General features: G+C 55.0%; 16 protein-coding genes. 9 read left to right on the forward strand and 7 right to left on the reverse strand.

Annotated features, from left to right (window positions below; all coding sequences use genetic code 11):
* Window positions 1-78: 78 nt before the first annotated feature.
* Entirely contained in the window at window positions 79-978 is a 900-nt protein-coding gene (locus ACPXSQ_RS02645) for a lysine exporter LysO family protein (RefSeq protein WP_024470921.1), read from the reverse strand.
* A gap of 136 nt (window positions 979-1,114) precedes the next feature.
* Between ACPXSQ_RS02645 and ACPXSQ_RS02650 the strand changes: the two genes are divergently transcribed.
* On the forward strand, window positions 1,115-2,764 hold the full coding sequence (locus tag ACPXSQ_RS02650; RefSeq protein WP_042676376.1) for an ATP-dependent nuclease: 1,650 nt from the start codon (window positions 1,115-1,117) through the stop codon (window positions 2,762-2,764).
* Between the two features lie 71 nt (window positions 2,765-2,835).
* On the opposite strand, the gene cspD is transcribed toward ACPXSQ_RS02650, so the two are convergent.
* Window positions 2,836-3,060: a cold shock-like protein CspD gene (cspD, locus tag ACPXSQ_RS02655; protein ID WP_006118603.1), complete on the reverse strand. Its 225-nt coding sequence runs from the start codon at window positions 3,058-3,060 to the stop codon at window positions 2,836-2,838.
* A gap of 316 nt (window positions 3,061-3,376) precedes the next feature.
* On the opposite strand from cspD, the gene clpS reads away from it, so the two are divergent.
* Window positions 3,377-3,697 carry an ATP-dependent Clp protease adapter ClpS gene (gene clpS / locus ACPXSQ_RS02660; RefSeq protein ID WP_013025221.1) on the forward strand — a complete coding sequence of 107 codons (321 nt, stop codon included), beginning with the start codon at window positions 3,377-3,379 and terminating at the stop codon, window positions 3,695-3,697.
* Window positions 3,698-3,750: 53 nt separating this feature from the next.
* On the forward strand, window positions 3,751-6,027 hold the full coding sequence (gene clpA / locus ACPXSQ_RS02665) for an ATP-dependent Clp protease ATP-binding subunit ClpA (protein WP_013025222.1): 2,277 nt from the start codon (window positions 3,751-3,753) through the stop codon (window positions 6,025-6,027).
* Window positions 6,028-6,119: 92 nt separating this feature from the next.
* On the opposite strand, the gene infA is transcribed toward clpA, so the two are convergent.
* The 5 genes from infA to trxB form a co-directional block, all read right to left on the reverse strand.
* Entirely contained in the window at window positions 6,120-6,338 is a 219-nt protein-coding gene (gene infA / locus ACPXSQ_RS02670; RefSeq protein WP_002211347.1) for a translation initiation factor IF-1, read from the reverse strand.
* Window positions 6,339-6,682: 344 nt separating this feature from the next.
* Window positions 6,683-7,375: a leucyl/phenylalanyl-tRNA--protein transferase gene (gene aat, locus ACPXSQ_RS02675; protein WP_013025223.1), complete on the reverse strand. Its 693-nt coding sequence runs from the start codon at window positions 7,373-7,375 to the stop codon at window positions 6,683-6,685.
* Between the two features lie 31 nt (window positions 7,376-7,406).
* Complete coding sequence (gene cydC / locus ACPXSQ_RS02680) at window positions 7,407-9,137, reverse strand: heme ABC transporter ATP-binding protein/permease CydC (protein ID WP_426142680.1); 1,731 nt, start codon at window positions 9,135-9,137, stop codon at window positions 7,407-7,409.
* Window positions 9,137-10,906 carry a heme ABC transporter permease/ATP-binding protein CydD gene (cydD, locus tag ACPXSQ_RS02685; protein ID WP_014606201.1) on the reverse strand — a complete coding sequence of 590 codons (1,770 nt, stop codon included), beginning with the start codon at window positions 10,904-10,906 and terminating at the stop codon, window positions 9,137-9,139. Before cydD ends, cydC begins: the two co-directional genes overlap by 1 nt.
* Window positions 10,907-11,042: 136 nt before the next feature.
* Window positions 11,043-12,008: a thioredoxin-disulfide reductase gene (gene trxB, locus ACPXSQ_RS02690; RefSeq protein WP_014606200.1), complete on the reverse strand. Its 966-nt coding sequence runs from the start codon at window positions 12,006-12,008 to the stop codon at window positions 11,043-11,045.
* Between the two features lie 525 nt (window positions 12,009-12,533).
* On the opposite strand from trxB, the gene lrp reads away from it, so the two are divergent.
* The 6 genes from lrp to ACPXSQ_RS02720 all read left to right on the forward strand — a co-directional run bounded on the left by lrp (window position 12,534) and on the right by ACPXSQ_RS02720 (window position 21,598).
* On the forward strand, window positions 12,534-13,028 hold the full coding sequence (lrp, locus tag ACPXSQ_RS02695; RefSeq protein ID WP_006118610.1) for a leucine-responsive transcriptional regulator Lrp: 495 nt from the start codon (window positions 12,534-12,536) through the stop codon (window positions 13,026-13,028).
* Window positions 13,029-13,146: 118 nt separating this feature from the next.
* Entirely contained in the window at window positions 13,147-16,593 is a 3,447-nt protein-coding gene (locus ACPXSQ_RS02700) for a DNA translocase FtsK 4TM domain-containing protein (RefSeq protein ID WP_426142685.1), read from the forward strand.
* 182 nt (window positions 16,594-16,775) lie between these two features.
* Window positions 16,776-17,387, forward strand: coding sequence for an outer membrane lipoprotein chaperone LolA (gene lolA, locus ACPXSQ_RS02705; RefSeq protein ID WP_014593314.1), 612 nt, complete (start codon window positions 16,776-16,778; stop codon window positions 17,385-17,387).
* A gap of 7 nt (window positions 17,388-17,394) precedes the next feature.
* A complete protein-coding gene (locus ACPXSQ_RS02710; RefSeq protein ID WP_026021039.1) occupies window positions 17,395-18,738 on the forward strand; it encodes a replication-associated recombination protein A in 1,344 nt (447 codons plus the stop codon).
* Window positions 18,739-18,828: 90 nt separating this feature from the next.
* Entirely contained in the window at window positions 18,829-20,121 is a 1,293-nt protein-coding gene (gene serS / locus ACPXSQ_RS02715) for a serine--tRNA ligase (protein ID WP_013025231.1), read from the forward strand.
* Window positions 20,122-20,443: 322 nt separating this feature from the next.
* Window positions 20,444-21,598 (forward strand): MFS transporter, encoded by a 1,155-nt coding sequence (locus tag ACPXSQ_RS02720; RefSeq protein ID WP_013025232.1) that lies wholly within the window; start codon window positions 20,444-20,446, stop codon window positions 21,596-21,598.
* Window positions 21,599-21,684: the final 86 nt, after the last annotated feature.

Raw genomic sequence — 21,684 nt, forward strand, 5'->3', positions numbered from 1 at the left:
CAAACAGCTCACAAGAAGCGTAGACGACGCTGATTCAACTTAACCGTAAAAAATTGCATCAAAAGTTGAATTCAGCCATCAGGCAGAGAACAGCGCGATTAAGACCGGCGCAAGCAGGCTCATGACAAAACCGTGCACAATCGCAGCCGGAACGATTTCTGAACCGCCCGCCCGTTGCAATACCGGTAAGGTAAAATCCATCGAGGTGGCGCCGCATAAGCCCAGCGCTGTGCTGCGGTGGCGGGCAATCAGCGCGGGCACCAGCATGATGGCGATAAGCTCTCGCAACAGGTCGTTAAAGAATGCCGCGCTGCCGATCACCGGGCCAAAGGCTTCCGTCATCAGAATCCCCGAAAGCGAGTACCAGCCGAAGCCGCTGGCTAAGGCCAGACCGGTTTTCAGCGGCAGCCCCAGTATCAGCGCCGCGATCATTCCGCCCAACAGCGCGCTCAACAGCACCGCGCCCGCCACCATCATGCCACGGCGGTTTAACACAATCTGCCGCAGCGTCATCCCACTGCCGCGCAGCTGAATCCCCACCAGCAGAAGCAAAAAGAGTAATGCATATTCACTGGCGGCTGACGCATGATGCAGCCAGGGCCACTGGGTCAGGCCCAGCACAAAGCCGGCGATCACCACGCCGCATAACGTCAGCGATTCCAGCGCCATATGCAAACGTGAGGGCAGCTTTTGTTGTTTGTGACTGTGCTGCCAGGGCAGGCGATGTTCCAGCCAGCGTAGCGCCAGCAGGTTACACAGTAGAATGCAAGCCGTTGCCACGGCGGCGGTATAAAACACCGTCACCAGATTGCTGCTGAGATTATCGAGAAAGGCCAGGCTGATGCCCATAAAAAACAGGATGACGTAGACCATCCAACCCAGCAGCCGGTTTACGGCCTTCAGGAACGCAACGTGCCGAAGCGGTAACAGCCAGCCTGCCAGCAGAGGCAGAAGAATAATTAAGAGTCCGGAATACATAATGAAAGGTTCGTCCATGTCGAAAGTCACGACACGCTAGCGAAAAAGCGTAGGGGAGTAAACCTTTGTCATAAAGTCTCTTGACCCCCTGATGAAGCCGCTCCATTCTTCGGAAAGCAAAGAGGATAAAAACGCTATGATTCTGGAACATATCGATATCCGGGGATTCCGCGGCATCAATCAACTCTCTTTACCGCTGACGCGCATCAACCTGTTGATTGGTGAAAACGCCTGGGGGAAATCCAGCCTGCTCGACGCGCTCAGCCTGCTGCTCTCTCCCCGCACGCGCGACTATGCGTTCTCCCTTGATGATTTTCATTTTACGCCGGGTGAGGTTAAGGATCGGGTGCATCGGTTGTCGGTTGTTTTCCACTTTGCGGATGACGAAGCGGACACCAGCGAGCTGCTGCGGCCATTCTGGCAACCCGGCGAGCAGGGAAAGCGCCGCCTGAGCTATAGCGTGCAGGCCAGACGGCGTGACGATCAGATTACCTCGACGCGCCGCTTTATCGACGGGAATGGGCAGGTATTACCGGAAGCGGGAAGCGCGGCGGCGATAGATTACCTGCTGCGCATGAACCCGGTATTACGGCTGCGCGATGCCCGCTTCAGCCGCCGCATCCGACCGGTTGAGAGCGGTATTGATGCCCGCCTCTCTACCTTAAACCAACTGGCGAAAGAGCTGGATACCCTCACGCGAGATCTGGAGCAGCACCCGCAGCAGATGAGTAATGCCATGCTGCGGCAAGGATTGCAGACGATGCAGCAGCTCGTAGAACACTATTTCCTGATCCAGCATCCTGAGCGGGGCAGCGAGCCGCACCGCGTTGAGCCGCAGTCCCGTGAAGGTGCCCGGGGCTGGCATTCGCTGGATCAGCTCAATCATCTGATTGCCGCCACCGACGTTCGCAGCCGTCAGCTTATTTTGTTGCGCATGTTTACCCTGCTGGTGCAGGCACGGGGAAGCGAACCTCTGGCGCCGGGCGCACGGCCGCTGCTGCTGATTGAGGATCCGGAGACCCGCCTGCATCCCATTATGCTGTCCGTGGCGTGGAATCTGCTGACGCTGCTGCCGCTACAGAAGATCGCGACAACCAATTCCGGAGAGCTGCTTTCTCAGGTCGCGATCGAGCATGTTTGCCGGCTGGTTCGCGAGCCCGCGCGCGTGGCCGCATGGCGCGTCGGTCCCGAAGGGCTGAGTGCTGAAGAGAGCCGGCGAATCGGCTTCCATATTAAAGTTAACCGGCCTTCGGCGCTGTTTGCCCGCTGCTGGCTCCTGGTTGAAGGCGAAACCGAAGTCTGGATCATTAACGAGATGGCGCGACAATGCGGCTTTCACTTTGCCGCGGAAGGCATAAAGGTGATTGAGTTCGCCCAGTCAGGATTAAAACCGCTGTTAAAATTTGCCCGGCGTATGGGCATTGCCTGGCATGTGCTGACTGACGGCGATATGGCAGGGAAAAAATATGCGGCCACGGCGCGCAGTCAGCTGTTGCCGCCTGACGTTGAGAAGCATCACTTAACGGCGCTACCGGCGGCGGATATAGAGCACTTCCTTTATCAGCATGGCTTTAGCGATATTTATCAACAAGCAGCGCACCTGCCGTTAAACGTGCCGATGAAACCCAGGCGTATTATTACCAAAGCGATTCATCGTGCATCTAAACCTGAACTGGCCATTATGGTCGCGATGGCGGCAGCCGAACGCGGCACCGAGGCCATACCGGAACGCCTGCGGGACATGTTTGCACGCGTTATCAGACTGGCGCAGGGTAAAGCGGGTTAGCGATTCGCAAGTAAAAATGCCAGCACGGCAGGCTGGCATTTTCAACGGAGCGGTCCAACGTTGGGGTGATCTCAGGCGACAGCCTGTTGCGCTTCAACGGGTACTATCAGACTGGCATGGTTGCCCTTAGGGCCCTGATGAACGTCAAAATGGACCTGCTGGCCCGCCTTTAGCGTTCTGTAACCATCCATCTGTATCGTTGAGTAGTGTGCGAAGATATCTTCTCCGCCCCCGATTGGACAGATAAAGCCGAAACCTTTGGCGTTATTGAACCATTTAACGGTACCTGTCTCCATGCTTTTACTTCCCTCGCAAGACATTTTATAAGTAGGTGAGGTCACTGAAGCCGTGAGTCGGGTTTGATTAAAACTCAATCAGCTTGTGAAGGTAGAATGTAGAGAAACTGGCGTGGTCGTCAAGCAAACCACCGGGCAAGGCGGGGAAAAAATCATCAAAATTTGAGGTAGTTAACGCTATTTGAAATTTTGTGATACAGGTCGCGTGTGGCATTTTTAGCGGAATGATTCATTAGCGACTGTGCACTTGACACACGTGTTAAACTCTACAGATGAACCGGGTTTATGACGATGTACAGAATCACAACGGAACACTATGGCAAACACAAATGACTGGCTAAATTTTGAACAATTAGCTGACGATAAAGTACGCGAAGGGTTAAAGCCGCCTTCCATGTATAAAGTCATTCTGAATAATGACGATTATACACCTATGGAATTTGTTATTGACGTTCTGCAAAAGTTCTTTTCTTATGATATTGAACGTGCAACGCAACTGATGCTGAAAGTTCACTACCACGGTAAAGCAATCTGTGGTGTATTTACCGCAGAGGTCGCTGAGACCAAAGCGGCGCAGGTGAATAATTACGCGCGGGACAATCATCATCCGTTGCTGTGTACGCTTGAAAAAGCCTGAGCCTCTCTCCATACAGGAAGCAGGTCAGAGCGATTAACTGGAGGAGGTGCCTAATGCTCAATCAAGAACTGGAACTCAGTTTAAACATGGCTTTCGCCAGAGCGCGTGAGCACCGTCATGAGTTTATGACCGTCGAGCATCTGTTACTGGCGTTGCTCAGTAACCCGTCGGCCAGAGAGGCACTGGAAGCCTGTACGGTGGACATTGTGGCTCTAAGGCAGGAACTCGAAGCCTTCATTGAACAGACCACGCCTGTGCTGCCAGCCAGCGAAGAAGAGCGTGACACACAACCTACGCTCAGTTTCCAGCGTGTATTGCAGCGTGCGGTTTTTCATGTTCAGTCATCCGGACGCAGTGAAGTTACCGGCGCTAACGTGCTGGTTGCCATCTTTAGCGAGCAAGAGTCGCAGGCGGCTTATCTGCTGCGCAAACACGAAGTCAGCCGCCTTGATGTGGTGAATTTCATCTCTCATGGCACGCGTAAAGACGAACCCGGCCAGGCACCTGGTGCTGAAAATCCGGTTAACGAAGAGCAAGCAGGCGGGGAGGAACGTATGGAAAACTTCACCACCAATCTCAATCAGCTTGCTCGCGTCGGCGGAATTGACCCGCTGATCGGTCGCGACAAAGAGCTGGAACGAACTATTCAGGTCCTGTGTCGTCGCCGTAAAAACAATCCCCTGCTGGTGGGTGAATCCGGCGTCGGGAAAACCGCCATTGCGGAAGGCTTAGCCTGGCGCATTGTGCAGGGTGACGTGCCTGAAGTGATGAAAGACTGCACGATTTACTCTCTCGATATCGGCTCGTTGCTGGCGGGCACCAAATACCGGGGTGACTTTGAGAAACGTTTCAAAGCGCTGTTAAAACAGCTGGAGCAGGATAACAGCAGCATCCTGTTTATTGACGAGATTCATACCATTATCGGTGCGGGTGCGGCATCGGGTGGGCAGGTCGATGCGGCAAACCTGATCAAACCGCTGCTCTCCAGCGGTAAGATCCGCGTGATGGGCTCTACCACCTATCAGGAATTCAGCAACATCTTTGAAAAAGATCGTGCGCTGGCGCGTCGTTTCCAGAAAATCGATATCACCGAGCCGTCGGTGGAAGAAACGGTGCAGATTCTTAACGGCCTGAAAACCAAATACGAAGCGCACCATGACGTTCGCTATACGGCCAAAGCCGTGCGTGCGGCCGTTGAGCTGGCGGTGAAATACATTAACGATCGCCATCTGCCGGATAAAGCCATCGACGTGATCGATGAGGCCGGTGCCCGTGCGCGTCTGATGCCCGCGAGCAAACGTAAGAAAACCGTTAACGTGGCTGATATCGAAACCGTGGTGGCGCGTATTGCCCGTATTCCAGAGCAGAGTGTTTCAGCAACCGATCGCGATACGCTCAAGAACCTGGGCGACCGTCTGAAAATGCTGGTGTTTGGTCAGGATAACGCCATTGAAGCGCTGACCGAAGCCATCAAGATGAGCCGTGCAGGGCTGGGGCAGGATCGCAAGCCGGTGGGATCGTTCCTGTTTGCTGGCCCAACGGGCGTCGGTAAAACCGAAGTTACCGTTCAGCTGGCGAAAGCGCTGGGAATTGAGCTGCTGCGCTTCGACATGTCTGAGTACATGGAGCGCCATACCGTCAGTCGTTTGATCGGTGCGCCTCCGGGCTATGTGGGTTTCGATCAGGGCGGCCTGCTGACCGATGCGGTAATCAAGCATCCTCACGCCGTTGTGCTGCTGGATGAGATTGAGAAAGCGCACCCGGATGTGTTCAACCTGCTGCTGCAGGTGATGGACAACGGTATGCTGACCGATAACAACGGCCGCAAGGCCGACTTCCGTAACGTGGTGCTGGTGATGACCACCAACGCCGGCGTGCGTGAAACCGAGCGTAAATCCATTGGCCTGATCCATCAGGACAACAGTACGGATGCCATGGAAGAGATTAAGAAAATCTTTACTCCTGAATTCCGTAACCGCCTGGACAACATTATCTGGTTCAGCCACCTGTCAACGGACGTTATTCATCAGGTCGTCGACAAGTTTATTGTTGAACTGCAGGCACAGCTGGATGCGAAAGGTGTTTCACTGGAGGTCAGTGACGAAGCGCGTGACTGGCTGGCAGAGAAGGGCTATGACAAAGCGATGGGCGCTCGTCCGATGGCGCGTACCGTTCAGGAGAGCCTGAAGAAACCGCTGGCGAACGAACTGCTGTTTGGTTCGCTGGTTGACGGTGGATCGGTCTCTGTTGCGCTGGATAAAGAGAAGGGGCAACTGACCTATCACTTCCTGAGTGCGCAAAAACGTAAAACGGAAGGCACCGTGCACTAAGCGCGGTATGACAGAAAGAGAAAAGGCCGGATAATATCCGGCCTTTTTTTGTTTGCCCGCACACGAGGCGCAGGCAACGGCATCAACGCAACTCAGCGACTACGGAAGACAATGCGGCCTTTGCTCAGGTCGTACGGGGTCAGCTCGACAGTCACTTTGTCGCCCGTCAGGATGCGGATGTAGTTTTTACGCATTTTACCGGAGATATGAGCGGTAACCACGTGTCCGTTCTCAAGTTCTACGCGGAACATGGTGTTAGGTAACGTATCCAGTACGGTACCTTGCATTTCAATATTGTCTTCTTTGGCCATCGAATCCTCTGGGTGTACTACCTTTCAGTTGAACCGGCAAGATAATGCCCAATTCAACAAGTTATGTAAAGAACCGTCGGCAATAAAGCCAACGCATCGCCGTGCTTCGCGTTATAACGCGAGCATGTCGGTTAAATTCGGGTGTTTATGTGACGTCTGCGGGGGATTAGCGGGCTAAGAATCTGAATCAACCGGTAACACGCGCACGATTGAAACAGTTCCGAGAGTGCGATGAGATTCCCAGCCTGGCAATTCCGGCTTGAAAATCAAGCGCGGACGACATACCAAACGCCGCTATTATATCACTTAACCGGGTTTATGTGTGCAAAACATCTGCGCGCGGATTAAAAAAGGGTTTGATTCCGCCAGCAGCCGCTGTCAACGGGCTGCGAGGACAGGTTTTTTACCGCATCCAGGTAAGCTTCGCGGGGAATATCGACCGCGCCGAGTGAAGCCGTATGGGGATTCAGTATCTGGCAATCCACCAGGCGTCCTTTGTGCTTAATAAAATGCTGACAGAAAACCCAAAGTGCGGTTTTCGAGGCGTTGGTCTGCAGGCTGAACATGGATTCGCCACAAAATATCTGGCCCAGCGCCAGGCCATACATGCCGCCCACCAGGTCTTGCTCGCGCCAGACTTCAATGGAATGGGCATGACCAAGCTCATAAAGCTTCAGCCACGCGCGTTTGACTTCAAAAGTAATCCATGTCCCTTCTTCCCGACCGGCCGCACAGCCTTCGACCACGTCGGAAAAGGCTTCATTCATCGTCACCCGATAAGGTGATTGCTGGTGAAAGCGCTTCATACTGCGGCTGAGGTGAAAACGGTCTGGGAGTAACACCGCGCGAGGGTCGGGTGACCACCACAGAATCGGATCGCCAGGGGAAAACCAGGGGAAAATCCCCTGCTGATAGGCGTTGAGCAGGCGCGCAGGCGAGAGATCACCGCCCATAGCCAGCAGGCCATTGGGCTCACGCAGCGCCGTTTCCGGAGGAGGAAACAGCAACGATTCCCGTGACAGTTGAACCAGTCTCATCGCGTTAAGTTATCCATCAGCTTTTACAAAACTATAACGCAAAGCGTTGCTGGAAACGCCAGTAACGTCCACCTTTTGCGACTAATTCGGAATGATTTCCCTGCTCAATGATCTTCCCGCCGTCCATAACGCAAATTTTATCCATCTGCGCCAGTCCGGTCAGACGATGGGTAACCATAATCACGGTCTTGCCCGCTGTCAGCTGCTGCAACAGGGACAGAATATGCTGCTCGGTCGCGGCATCCAGCCCTTCTGTCGGCTCATCCAGCAACCACAGGTCGCCGTTGTGCAGCAGCGCACGGGCAATCGCCAGGCGTCGCAGTTCGCCACCCGACAGCGGCCGGCCGCCTTCGCCCAGCCAGGCATTTAATCCTTCTTCATTATCCAGCAGACTCTGCAGGCCGGTCTGCATTAACGCCACGGTAAGGGTTTCATCACTGGCATCGGGGCAGGCCAGCAATAAATTATCACGCAGGGTCTGGCTGAAAAGATGAACGCGCTGGGTGACAACGCTGATGCGCTGACGGAGTTGCGCTTCATCCCACTCGGCAAGCGGGACGTTGTTCAGCGCTATCTCGCCATGCTCAACATCCCAGGCGCGCGTCAGGAGGCCAAGTAGGGTGGATTTTCCGCAGCCGGTAGGCCCGAGTAGCGCGACATGTTCACCTGCCTTAATGTGCAGGGAAAACTGGTTTAACACGTTTTCCGGCCTACCGGGATAGCTGAATTCAAGCGCCTGCACGCTCATGCTGAGCGCGCCGGGCGGGACAGCGGCTGCGGAGGGGAAAACGATCGCCGGCGTTTGCTCGATGATCTCATTGACGCGCTGGGCGGCGGTGATCACCTGAGACAGGGGCAGAAAGGCACCCGCGACCGGGGCCAGCGCTTCAAAAGCGGCCAGGGCACAAAATACCACCAGCGCAATAAAGGGACCGGGAAGATGCTGCTGCGCAATGCTGTCGGCGCTGAGCCAGAGCAAGGCGGTCACCGTGATACCGCTGCACATCAGCAACAGACTCTGCGCCAGTGCCTCTAAACGTGCCTGCTGGCGCTGCGCGTCCTGCCACTGTTGTTCGCTGCTGTCCAGCCGCGCGCGCCAGGCGGAGGCGTTACCGTACAACGTCAGTTCAGCCTGGCCCGCCAGCCATTGCATTAACTGCACGCGCCAGTGCGAACGCTGCCGGGTTATCGCCACGCCCGCCGGGGCGCCCAGGTGGTAAAACAGGGGAGGAAAAAGACAGAGCAGGGCAAGCAGGGTACCGCCCAGCAGGAGTGCCAGCTGCGGATCAATCAGGCTTAAACCGGCTGTCACCACCACAATAACGATAAATGCGCCCAGCAGCGGCGATATTACCCGCAGGTAGAGGTGATCCAGCGTATCCACATCCCCAACAAAACGGTTTAACAGATCCGCCTGGCGAAAGGCCGCAAGCTGACCCGGTGCCAGTGAAATCAATCGGCTGAAGGTGAAAACGCGCAAATGCTGCAGCACCCGGAACGTGGCATCGTGCGTGACCAGCCGTTCGAAGTAACGTGCCGCGGTACGTATAATGGCCGCGCCACGCACGCCGGCGGCCGGGAGCATATAGTTAAAACTGTACAGGCCCGCGACGCCAACAACGGACGATGCCGCCAGAAACCAGCCAGACAGGGTGAGTAGGCCAATACTGGCCAGCAACGTGACTATCGCCAGTATAATCCCCAGCACCAGCCGAAAGGGATGACGCAGCCACAGCCGCAGAAAAGGACGCAGAGCAGACATCAGATGCACTCCTGTTGACGATGTTGCAGCAGTGCACGGAAAGGGCCGGGCTGGGCCGTCAGTGCCTGCCAACTGCCTTGCTGTACCAGTTTTCCCGCCTCCATGAGCCAGATTTCATCCCAGTCGCGCAGCGAATCGATCTGATGCGTAATCATCAGGGTGGTTTGCTGTCGCGCGGCCTGATGAAGTGCCTGCATGACATGATGTTCACTCAGCGCATCCAGGCTGGCTGCAGGCTCATCAAGGAGCAATAGCTGAGCCGGTTTGTACAGCGCCCGCGCAACCGCAATGCGCTGTGCCTGACCAACGGACAGCGCGCTGCTGGCATCGCCCGGTGCGGTATTCAACCCTTCAGGCAGTCGTGAGAGAAACTCGTGGATGCCACAAGCCGCGATTAAGGCATCCAGACGTGCGGCGTCGAGGGGCGCGCCCATCAGGATATTTTCACGTAAGGTTTCTGCCGGTAACTGGGGATTTTGTCCGACCCAGGCAAGATGCCGATGCCAGTCGCGTTGAACCAAATCGCGTAACTCAATCCCATTGGCTTTAAGCGAGCCCTGATAAGGTAAAAATCCCAGCAGCGCATTCAACAGCGCGGTTTTGCCTGCGCCGCTTTTACCGACCAGCGCGATGCGTCCGCCCGAGCGCAGAGTGAAATGTAAAGGACCACACAGGATTTTACCGCCGGGCGCGCAGACCACCAGGTTGTCAGCAACCAGCTCCAGTGGTGCGGCGGCGGCAAACGGGATAGTGCCGTTGCGCGCTTCTGACTGTGGCGTCGCCTGCATAAAGCGCTCAATGGCATCGGCGCCGCCGATGGCCTGCGCTTTAGCATGGTAGAAGGTGCCGAGATCGCGCAAAGGCTGAAAGAATTCCGGGGCCAGAATCAACACCAGAAAACCGGCAAACAGCGTAACGCCCTTGCCATAATCGCCAAAGTGCAACTCACCCAGGTAGGAAAAACCAAAATAAACCGCGACCACAGCAATAGCTAATGACGCAAAAAACTCCAGAACGGAGGAGGAGAGAAAAGCCAGCCGTAAGACGTCCATGGTGCGTTGACGAAAGTCCGTCGTGGCGGCGGCAATGGCCTGTTTTTCTGCTTCGGCCCGATGAAACAGCCTCAGCGTCTCCCGGCCGCGCAGGCGATCAAGAAAGTCACCACTCAGGCGCGCCAGGGCCAGAAAATTGCGCCGATTGGCATCGGCCGCGCCCATGCCCACCAGCGCCATAAACAGCGGAATCAACGGTGCCGTAGCCAGCAGAATCAATCCGGCGGCCCAGTTTAAAGGAAACAGCGCAATCAAAATGGCGCAGGGGATGACGGCCGCCAGCGTCATCTGCGGCAGGTAGCGCGCATAGTACGCCTGCATATCTTCTGTCTGTTCCAGCAGTAAGGTTGCCCAACTACCAGCCGGTTTGCCCTGAATCCAGGCGGGGCCCAGTGCGGATAAACGGTCCAGAATCTGTTTGCGCAGCGCCTGGCGAATAGCCTGACCGGCACGGAATCCTGCCTGCTCGCGCGCATAGTTCAGCATCGCCCGCAGCACGAAGCACAGCAGCAGTAACATAAACTGTGAAAGAAGCGACGGGGGCGATTGGTGCGTCACAATCAATGCCTGAAGCAACGACGCCAGCAGCCAGGCCTGCAGGATAATCAGCAACGCACTGGCGGAGCCTGACAGTGAGGCGAGCCGTAACCAGGGACCGGCATGATGCCGCTGTTGACGAAGCCAACGGGTAAGGTGCTGCTGCCGCGATTTGTTCATGCGAAACCCACAGTGGCGAAGACAAAGGAAAAGAGGCGAGCCCCTCCCGCCTGGCGCATGAATTTAGCATGGTGATAATAAAAAAGGCGACTGAAAAACAGTCGCCTCAAACAATTAAGATCAGGTTATTAACAACTTACTTATCGTTTTTAACCAGACCATCAAGATAACGTTCTGCATCCAGAGCAGCCATACAGCCGGTGCCCGCAGAGGTAATGGCCTGGCGATAGATATGGTCCATCACATCACCTGCAGCAAACACACCCGGAATGCTGGTCTGGGTTGCATTGCCGTGCAGGCCAGACTGAACCTTGATATAGCCATTTTCCAGTGCTAACTGGCCGTCGAAAATCGCTGTGTTTGGGCTGTGGCCAATCGCCACAAACAGGCCAGCGACTTCCAGCGACTCGGTTTTATCGTCCAGCGTTGAACGCAGCGTCAGTCCGGTCACGCCCATCTGATCGCCAACCACTTCTTCCAGCGTACGGTGGGTATGCAGCACAATGTTGCCGTTGCTGACTTTTTCCATCAGGCGATCGATCAAAATTTTCTCGGCGCGGAAGCTGTCGCGACGGTGAATTAAATGCACTTCAGCGGCGATATTGGCCAGATAAAGTGCTTCTTCTACCGCCGTATTACCGCCCCCGATCACGGCGACTTTCTGATTACGGTAAAAGAAACCATCACAGGTAGCGCAGGCCGAAACGCCTTTGCCTTTAAACGCGTCTTCTGACGGCAGGCCGAGGTAGCGTGCCGATGCACCTGTGGCAATAATCAGGGCATCTGCGGTGTATTCGCCGCTGTCACCGGTTAAACGGAACGGACGATTCTGCAGATCCACGGAATGGATGTGGTCAAAAATGATCTCAGTGTTAAATTTCTCGGCATGCTCATGCATGCGTTCCATTAACGATGGACCTGTCAGATCGTGCGGGTCGCCCGGCCAGTTTTCCACTTCCGTCGTGGTCGTCAGCTGTCCGCCTTTTTCCAGACCGGTAATCAACACCGGATTCAGATTCGCGCGTGCAGCATAAACGGCTGCGGTATAACCTGCTGGACCAGAGCCCAGAATGAGCAACTTACTGTGTTTAGCCGTACTCATGCGTTCCTCAGTTTCATTCGCCTGACATAGCCTGCGATTGTAGGGAATAAGCCGTGTCATTGACAACACTTGCGCGCGTTTGTTAACGATTACTGCAAACGGCGTAGACGATGATTGCACTTTTTGCCTGCGGTTTGCGCCAAAAGGGGGCAAAAATTCACGTTGTTGCACCTTATCGCCCGAAAATACTCATTTAAAAACAGTGACCCAGCGATGTGTCTGGCATCTTGTCCTGAATTTAGACATTTTACTTTGACAATCGCCTGCGCATTTGCGAAAACAGTGTGAGAAGCGAATGACATCTTCGGAACAAAACGGGTTTTGCCGCCGGGTTTTGGGCAATGTGCCGAACGAATTTTGTCGTCTGATATGAGTCATGACGCATGATGTGGACAGACAACATGCGTCATACACATAGGTGCGACCGCACTGAGACGCCGTTATTTCACTTCAAAAAATGCCCCGAACAATGAGCGTTTTCAGGGGATGGCAGGTAAAGGGAAGGAATTAAGAGAGACAATAATAATGGTAGATAATAAGAAACGCCCCGGTAAAGACCTCGACAGGATCGACAGAAATATTCTGAATGAATTGCAGAAAGACGGTCGTATCTCAAACGTGGAACTTTCCAAACGTGTAGGATTATCGCCTACACCTTGTCTTGAGCGTGTACGTCGTCTTGAACGCCAGGGATTCATCCTTGGTTACACTGCGCAACTTAACCCTCACTACCTGGACGCCTCATTACTGGTATTCGTTGAGATTACTCTGAATCGTGGCGCACCAGATGTGTTTGAGCAATTTAACGCCGCTGTGCAAAAACTTGAGGAAACTCAAGAGTGTCACCTGGTTTCTGGTGATTTCGACTACCTGCTGAAAACACGCGTGCCCGATATGTCCGCCTACCGCAAGCTGCTGGGGGAAACCCTGCTGCGCCTGCCGGGTGTAAACGACACGCGTACTTACGTGGTGATGGAAGAGGTCAAACAGAGTAACCGTCTGGTGATCAAAACGCGCTGATGCGTGGCAGGTGCAAAGCCTGTGAAATTTCGGTACACTCCTGTGAATACATACAGGACCAGCGTCGGGTGAGCCCGACGCTGTTGTTTCTTACTTTACAGGCACCTGGAGAGTTCTCTTGAGCCAGGAATACACAGAAGATAAAGACGTTTCGTTACAGTCGCTGAGCAGTGGACGCCGTCTGCTGGAAGCGTTGCTCATTCTGGTGGCGTTGTTTGCCGTCTACCTGATGGTTTCCCTGGTCAGTTTTAATCCTTCCGACCCGAGCTGGTCGCAGACGGCCTGGCACGAGCCTATCCATAATATCGGCGGTACGGTAGGGGCATGGCTGGCTGACACGCTGTTGTTCATCTTTGGCGTGATGGCTTACGCCATTCCACCGGTGATCCTTGGATTGTGCTGGATAGCCTTTCGCCAGCGCGATAATCAGGACTACTTCGACTATTTCGCCGTAGGTTTGCGGTTAATTGGCGTACTGGCCCTGGTCGTGACAACCTGCGGCATGGCTGCACTGAATGCTGACGACATCTGGTACTTTGCTTCAGGCGGCGTGATCGGCAGCCTCGTCAGCAATGCGATTTCACCCTGGTTTAGTCCTGCTGGTGGCACCCTCACTCTGCTTTGCATCTGGGCAGCGGGCATTACGCTGTATACCGGTTGGTCGTGGTTGACCATTGCAGAACGAATCGGTTGCGTGGTCATGGGCGTGCTGACATTTGCCAGCAACCGTTCACGTCACGACGAACCCTGGCAGGAAGAGGACGAGGCCGAACATCATGAAGATGATGCGCCTGTTCTTCACGCGCAGCCCCATGACGACGATGACGTTCTGCTTTCTGCGCCCCGTAAGGCGCAGCCCGATCTGGACGAGCACGATCCGCTGCTGGCTAAGGCGGCAACAGCGACACGCGCTGCCGTCGCGGCAACCACCGACGCTGCTGAAATGCCGGTGGCACCCGTCCAGCAACCTGCAGCCAGCGTGGCGTCAACCTTTACCACGGCTACCGTGTCGCCGTCAGCCCCATCTGCAGCCCAGCCTGCGGTTGCACCCGTGCATTCTGTCGCCGCGCCCGCCCAGGAAGCGGCTGTACCTCATCCTGCTCCAGAGCGTCATTTTGCACCGCGTGATCCTGTTCCGCAGGATAAACCGGTCAGTGAACCGCCTCTGTACCGGTTTGAAATGCCGGATGAAACACCCGCATCCTCAGCACCCTTTACGGCCTATGAGGATGATGCGCCGAAGATGGGCAACTGGCGCGAGGCAGCCTCTGCCGCAACCCTGAGCAGTGCGGTAACGGCAGGCGCGGCAGGCAAAGCCGCGGCCTCGATGTCGCCGCTGTTTGAACCGGTGCCTGAAAATCAGGCTAATCCACAGGTGAAGCAGGGGATAGGCCCGGCGTTACCGCGGCCAAACCCGGTTAAATTACCGACCCGACGCGAACTGGCGTCTTACGGAATTAAACTTCCTTCCCAGCGCATGGCAGAAGAGAAAGCCAGACTGTCTGAAGCCCCGGCGGCTCCACAGGCTTCCGATCAGCCGCACAATCCAGACTGGTCAGCGGAGGAGCAGGATGCCCTGCAACAGGCTGAGTTACGTCAGGCGTTTCAGTCTGAGCAGCAACAGCGTTATGGCGAGAGCTGGCAACAGGATGAACAGAGTGAAGACGATGAACTGGCTCTAGAGCAGGCATCCCTGGCCCGTCAGTTCGCCGAGCAGCAGCAACAGCGTTATGAGACCGAACCTGCCAACAATGCGCCGGTATTCAACCTGGACACGTCTGCGGCCTTTGATTTCTCACCGATGAAAGATCTGGTTGACGACGGCCCGGTTGAGCCGCTGTTCACCATTGCGGCAACGCCGGAAACGGATGAGGTCGCGGCAAAACATGAGCCGTGGCAGCAAGTACAGGCTGCGCCGACGCATGCGGCCGCGCAGAGAAGCATGCCGACGCAGAACGTTGCGTCGGATACCTTCGCGGCACCTGTCGAGCAGCCCGATCCTGTGGAAGAGGCGAAGCCGTCGTTGCATGACAGCCTGATTCATCCTTTCCTGATGCGTCATGAACAGCCGCTGGAAAAACCCTCCACGCCGTTGCCTTCTCTGGATCTGTTAACCGCACCGCCTGCAGAAGAAGAGCCGGTTGACATGTTTGCTCTTGAGCAGACGGCGCGCCTGGTTGAATCGCGCCTGGGCGATTATCGTGTTAAGGCCGAGGTCGTCGGCATCTCTCCCGGCCCGGTCATTACACGTTTTGAACTGGATCTGGCGCCGGGCGTGAAAGCCGCGCGTATTTCTAACCTGTCGCGCGATCTGGCCCGTTCACTGTCCACCACGGCGGTGCGCGTTGTTGAAGTGATTCCGGGTAAGCCCTATGTCGGACTGGAATTACCGAATAAGCACCGTCAGACCGTTTACTTACGTGAAGTGCTGGATTGTCCAAAATTCCGTGACAATCCTTCACCTCTGGCCGTGGTACTGGGTAAAGACATTGCCGGTCAGCCGGTAGTGGCCGATTTGGCGAAGATGCCACACTTACTGGTTGCCGGTACCACCGGTTCGGGTAAGTCAGTCGGCGTAAATGCCATGATTCTCAGCATGTTGTATAAAGCCACGCCGGAAGAAGTGCGCTTTATTATGATCGACCCGAAAATGCTTGAGCTGTCGGTCTATGAAGGCATTCCGCATCTACTCACCGAAGTCGTCACCGATATGAAAGATGCGGCGAATGCGCTGCGCTGGAGCGTCGGTGAGATGGAGCGCCGCTATAAACTGATGTCGGCACTTGGCGTGCGTAATCTTGCGGGCTACAACGAGAAAGTTGAACAGGCTGAGGCGATGGGCCGTCCAATCCCCGATCCGTTCTGGAAACCGGGCGACAGTATGGACATGACGCCGCCGGTGCTGGAAAAACTGCCTTACATTGTGGTGATGGTGGATGAGTTCGCCGACCTGATGATGGCCGTGGGTAAAAAAGTGGAAGAGCTGATTGCCCGCCTGGCGCAGAAAGCACGTGCGGCCGGTATCCACCTGGTGCTGGCCACCCAGCGTCCCTCGGTGGATGTGATTACCGGCCTGATCAAGGCCAACATTCCTACGCGTATCGCCTTTACCGTGTCGAGCAAAATTGACTCGCGCACTATCCTCGACCAGGGCGGTGCGGAGTCGTTGCTGGGCATGGGTGACATGCTCTATATGCCGCCAAACTCCTCCATGCCGGTTCGTGTTCACGGTGCCTTTGTACGCGATCAGGAAGTGCACGCGGTGGTCCAGGACTGGAAAGCGCGTGGACGTCCGCAATACATTGAAAGCATTACAGCGGGCGAAGAGAGCGAAGGTGCGGGCGGCATCGACAGCGATGAAGAACTGGATCCGTTGTTCGATCAGGCGGTGGGTTTCGTGGTGGACAAGCGCCGCGCCTCGATTTCAGGCGTTCAGCGTCAGTTCCGTATTGGCTATAACCGCGCCGCGCGCATCATTGAGCAGATGGAAGCCCAGGGCATCGTTTCGGCACCGGGACATAACGGTAACCGCGAAGTGCTGTCACCGCCTCCCCACGATATGTAGAGCCTAAACGATAAGCTTTGAAACATAAATCAATGAGCCAGTTCTTGCTGGCTCATTGTTTTTTAGCCGTTTACCCCCATAGTTGATTAGGCTTTCGGTTTTTTCTCCTGTATTAAACGCAGGACAGCGACCAGGCTTAGTAGCGTTATCAACGGGAAACGATTTAATAAGGATTTAAGCAGATGAAATTACGCGTAATTGCCTTAGGCCTGTTGGCCGCTTTGGGTTCAGCCAGCGCTTTCGCTGATGCATCAAGTGACCTGCAACAGCGTTTGAATAAAGTAAACAGCTTCCACGCCAGCTTTACGCAAAAGGTGACCGATGGCAGCGGTGCTAACGTGCAGGATGGAGAAGGTGAACTGTGGGTCAAGCGCCCAAGCCTGTTTAACTGGCACATGACCGCGCCTGACGAGAGCGTCATTGTCTCTGACGGAAAATCGTTATGGTTCTACAACCCGTTTGTAGAGCAGGCTACGGTAAGTCTGTTAAAGAATGCTACCAGCAATACGCCGTTTATGTTAATTGCCCGCAATCAGTCCAGCGACTGGCAGCAATACAACGTTAAGCAGCAGGGCGATAAATTTGAACTGACGCCGAAGAAAAGCGACGGTAACCTCAAGCAGTTCACTATCGACGTAACGCCAGATGGCACGATTAATCAGTTCAGCGCCGTAGAGCAGGATGGACAGCGCAGTAATTACCAGCTGAAGAGCCAGAAAAACGGCCCTATCAGTCCGGATAAATTCACTTTCACCCCGCCGAAAGGTGTCACGGTGGATGATCAACGTCAGTGAGGTGGTAGTGGGCAACCTGTCTCTGGATTTCTCCAGCGAAGATTTTAAACCTCTGGCCGCGCGTATGCGGCCAGAAACCCTGAAGCACTATATTGGTCAGCAGCACCTGCTGGCTGCGGGGAAACCGCTGCCGCGCGCCATTGAGGCTGGCCATTTGCATTCCATGATTCTCTGGGGGCCGCCGGGAACAGGCAAAACCACACTGGCCGAGATTATCGCGCACTACGGTAATGCGGACGTTGAACGCATCTCTGCCGTCACCTCCGGCGTCAAGGAAATTCGTGAAGCGATAGAGCGTGCGCGCTTGAGCAAGCAGGCCGGCCGTCGCACCATCCTTTTCGTGGATGAGGTGCACCGTTTCAATAAAAGTCAGCAGGATGCCTTCCTGCCGCATATTGAAGACGGCACCATTACCTTCATTGGCGCCACCACTGAAAATCCCAGTTTCGAGCTTAATTCCGCACTGCTGTCACGCGCCCGCGTTTATCTACTGAAATCCCTGACCACAGAAGACATTGAGCAGGTGCTTGACCAGGCCATGCAAGATGCCGATCGCGGCTATGGCAACAGCGATATCCTGTTACCGAATAATACGCGCCGCATGATCGCTGAGCTGGTGAGCGGCGATGCGCGCCGTGCGCTTAACACGCTGGAAATGATGGCCGATATGGCCGAAACCAACGCGCAAGGCAAAAGAGAACTGACGCCACAGCTGTTGACTGAAGTTGCCGGGGAGCGATCTGCCCGGTTTGATAACAAGGGTGATCGCTTTTACGACCTTATTTCTGCGTTACATAAGTCTGTTCGCGGTTCAGCACCCGATGCTGCCCTGTACTGGTACGCCCGGATTATTACCGCAGGTGGCGATCCGCTGTATGTCGCGCGTCGTCTGTTGGCCATTGCCTCTGAAGACGTGGGCAATGCCGATCCGCGCGGCATGCAGGTGGCGATATCGGCGTGGGACTGTTTCACCCGCGTGGGTCCGGCAGAAGGGGAGCGGGCGATTGCTCAGGCCATCGTGTATCTCGCCTGTGCGCCAAAAAGTAATGCCGTTTATACCGCCTTTAAAGCGGCGATGCGCGATGCGCGCGACCACCCTGATTTTGATGTTCCCGATCATCTGCGCAATGCCCCCACTAAGCTGATGAAAGAAATGGGCCTGGGTGAAAGCTATCGCTATGCCCATGATGAAGCCAACGCCTATGCGGCTGGTGAGGTCTATTTCCCTCCGGAAATGGCACAAACACGTTACTATCATCCCACCCAACGCGGTCTTGAAGGCAAAATTGGCGAAAAGCTGGCCTGGCTTACTGAACTCGATCAAAATAGCCAGACAAAACGCTACCGCTAAAACAGACGTTGCGGTAATGTGGTCAATGTTTTCAACGCATTCCAGCTGGAATGCGTCCCTTCTTTCAACTCATAAATACACAGGATAAGCATGCTCGATCCCAATCTGCTGCGTAATGAGCCAGACGCAGTCGCAGAAAAACTGGCACGCCGAGGATTCAAACTGGATGTGGAAATGCTGCGTTCGCTCGAAGAGCGTCGCAAAGTCTTGCAGGTAGAAACTGAAAATCTGCAGGCCGAGCGTAACTCCCGATCCAAATCCATCGGTCAGGCCAAAGCACGTGGGGAAGACATCGAGCCACTGCGTCAGGAAGTGAACAGCCTGGGCGAACGCCTGGATGCTGCCAAAGCAGAACTGGATGAACTGCAAAATCAGATTCGTGACTTCAGCCTGGCGCTGCCGAATCTGCCTGCAGATGTTGTACCGCTGGGTAAAGACGATACCGAGAACCTGGAAATCAGCCGCTGGGGTGAGCCGCGTCAGTTTGATTTTCAGGTGAAAGATCATGTTGAGCTGGGCGAAGCCGCGAAAGGGCTGGATTTTGCTGCGGCGGTCAAACTCACCGGTTCACGCTTTGTCGTGATGCAGGGCCAGATTGCCCGCCTGCACCGGGCGCTCAGCCAGTTTATGATTGACTTGCATACCGAGCAGCATGGCTATCTGGAAACCTATGTGCCTTATCTGGTCAACCATGCGACCCTGTACGGAACAGGACAGTTGCCAAAGTTTGGTGAAGATCTGTTTCACACCCGGCCGCTGGAAGAAGAGTCAGAAAGCAGCCACTATGCGTTGATTCCTACTGCCGAAGTGCCGCTGACCAATCTGGTTCGCGATGAAATCGTCGAGGAAGAAAACCTGCCGCTTAAGCTGACGGCTCACACGCCATGCTTCCGCTCTGAAGCGGGTTCCTATGGCCGTGACACGCGCGGGCTTATCCGTATGCACCAGTTCGATAAAGTCGAGATGGTACAGATAGTGGCGCCTGAAACCTCAATGGATGCCCTGGAAGAGCTGGTCGGCCACGCCGAAAAAGTCTTACAGCTGCTGAATCTGCCTTATCGTAAAGTGCTGTTGTGCACCGGCGATATGGGCTTTGGTGCGACCAAAACCTACGATCTAGAAGTGTGGTTACCGGCGCAGAATACGTACCGTGAAATCTCCTCTTGTTCAAACATGGGTGATTTCCAGGCTCGCCGTATGCAGGCAAGGACCCGCAGTAAGCAGGATAAAAAGCCGCGTCTGGTCCATACATTAAATGGTTCCGGTCTGGCTGTGGGACGCACGCTGGTGGCGGTGCTGGAAAACTACCAGCAGCAGGATGGCCGCATCGCCGTGCCTGAAGTGTTACGTCCTTATATGAAGGGCCTGGAATTTATTGGTTAATCGCCCGTTCTTCTCTGAAAAACCCAGCGGCTGCTGGGTTTTTTTTGGTCCGCAAGACGGATCGATGCCAAAGGACGGTATCAGAATTTATCACAAATAAACGTTATCGATATATCCCGATGCCGAAAGCGTAAAAATCTACATTATCAGTAAGATAGCTTTATTTTCCCTGACGTAAAATATGCCGCTAACTTACTGAAGATAAATAAATTAAATTGTCGGGCAGCAAAATGTGCTGCGGTGCGTTTGGCCCCGTTGACTTTAAAAAACGCAGTGGCAAACTGCGCGCAATTTCCTTCATTTCTTTTGGTTTTAATTCCCTATGTCGACCTGGTCACGTCCTGTGATACTGCTGCTTTGCGGCCTGCTGTTAATGACAGTTTCAATTGCTGTGCTGAATACGTTAGTGCCTCTCTGGCTGACGCATGATGCTCTGGCTACCTGGCAGGTGGGCGTGGTGAGTTCGTCGTATTACACCGGCAATCTGCTTGGCACGTTGCTGGCGGGCTGGCTGATTAAACAGTATGGATTTAACCGTAGTTATTATCTGGCAACCGGCCTGTTTGCGGTGGCAACCCTGTGTATGATGGTGCTGGCAGGCTTCTGGTCATGGACGCTGTTGCGTTTTAGCGCGGGTGTCGGCTGCGCCTTAGTCTGGGTCGTGGTTGAAAGCGCTTTATTGTGCAGCGGCACGGTGCGTAACCGTGGGCAGCTCCTGGCTGCCTATATGATTGTCTATTATCTGGGAACGGTTGCCGGGCAGCTACTGGTGAGCAAACTTTCCACAGAGCTGTTAAGTGTGATCCCCTGGGTAACCGCGACGGTGATTTGTGCCATTTTACCGCTGATCTTCACACAGGTTGCTGCCAGCCGTGATCCGGCTGAAGCCTTGCCGGGTGGCCGTATCTTACCCATGCTACGCCGCCGCAGTTCGCGCCTGGGCATCAACGGCTGCATCATCTCCGGGATTGTTTTAGGTTCGTTATATGGCTTGATGCCGCTCTATCTTTCCCATCAGGGCATGAGCGATGCAAACGTAGGTTACTGGATGGCGTTACTCGTTAGTTCAGGTATTGTCGGGCAGTGGCCGATTGGGCGCCTTGCCGATCGCTTTGGCCGCATGATGGTGTTGCGTGTGCAGGTATTTGTGGTAATCCTGGGCGCGATTGCGATGCTAACCAATGCCGCGATGGCACCTGCCTTGTTTGTTCTGGGGCTGGCGGGTTTTACGCTTTACCCTGTGGCGATGTCGTGGGCCTGCGAAACCGTGGCGCATCACGAACTGGTGGCCATGAATCAGGCGCTGTTACTGAGCTATACGCTGGGCAGTCTGGCGGGGCCGAGCATGACAGCAATGCTGATGCAGAGTTACTCAGACCGTTTACTGTTCGTTATGATTGCGGCAGTGGCGCTGGTTTACCTGGTGATGCTGTTGCGTAAAGCCGATCATCATGCCACGCCCGTGGCGCATGCCTGAATGCCTTCTGCAGAGGGCAGCACTGTGCCTCGTTGTTGCATGGTGGTCAGTGCGCCTTCCTGAAAGGTTCCTGCGGGGCGGTAGTG

The sequence above is a fragment of the Pantoea sp. EEL5 genome (assembly GCF_049892805.1).
Lineage (GTDB): Bacteria > Pseudomonadota > Gammaproteobacteria > Enterobacterales > Enterobacteriaceae > Pantoea > Pantoea ananatis.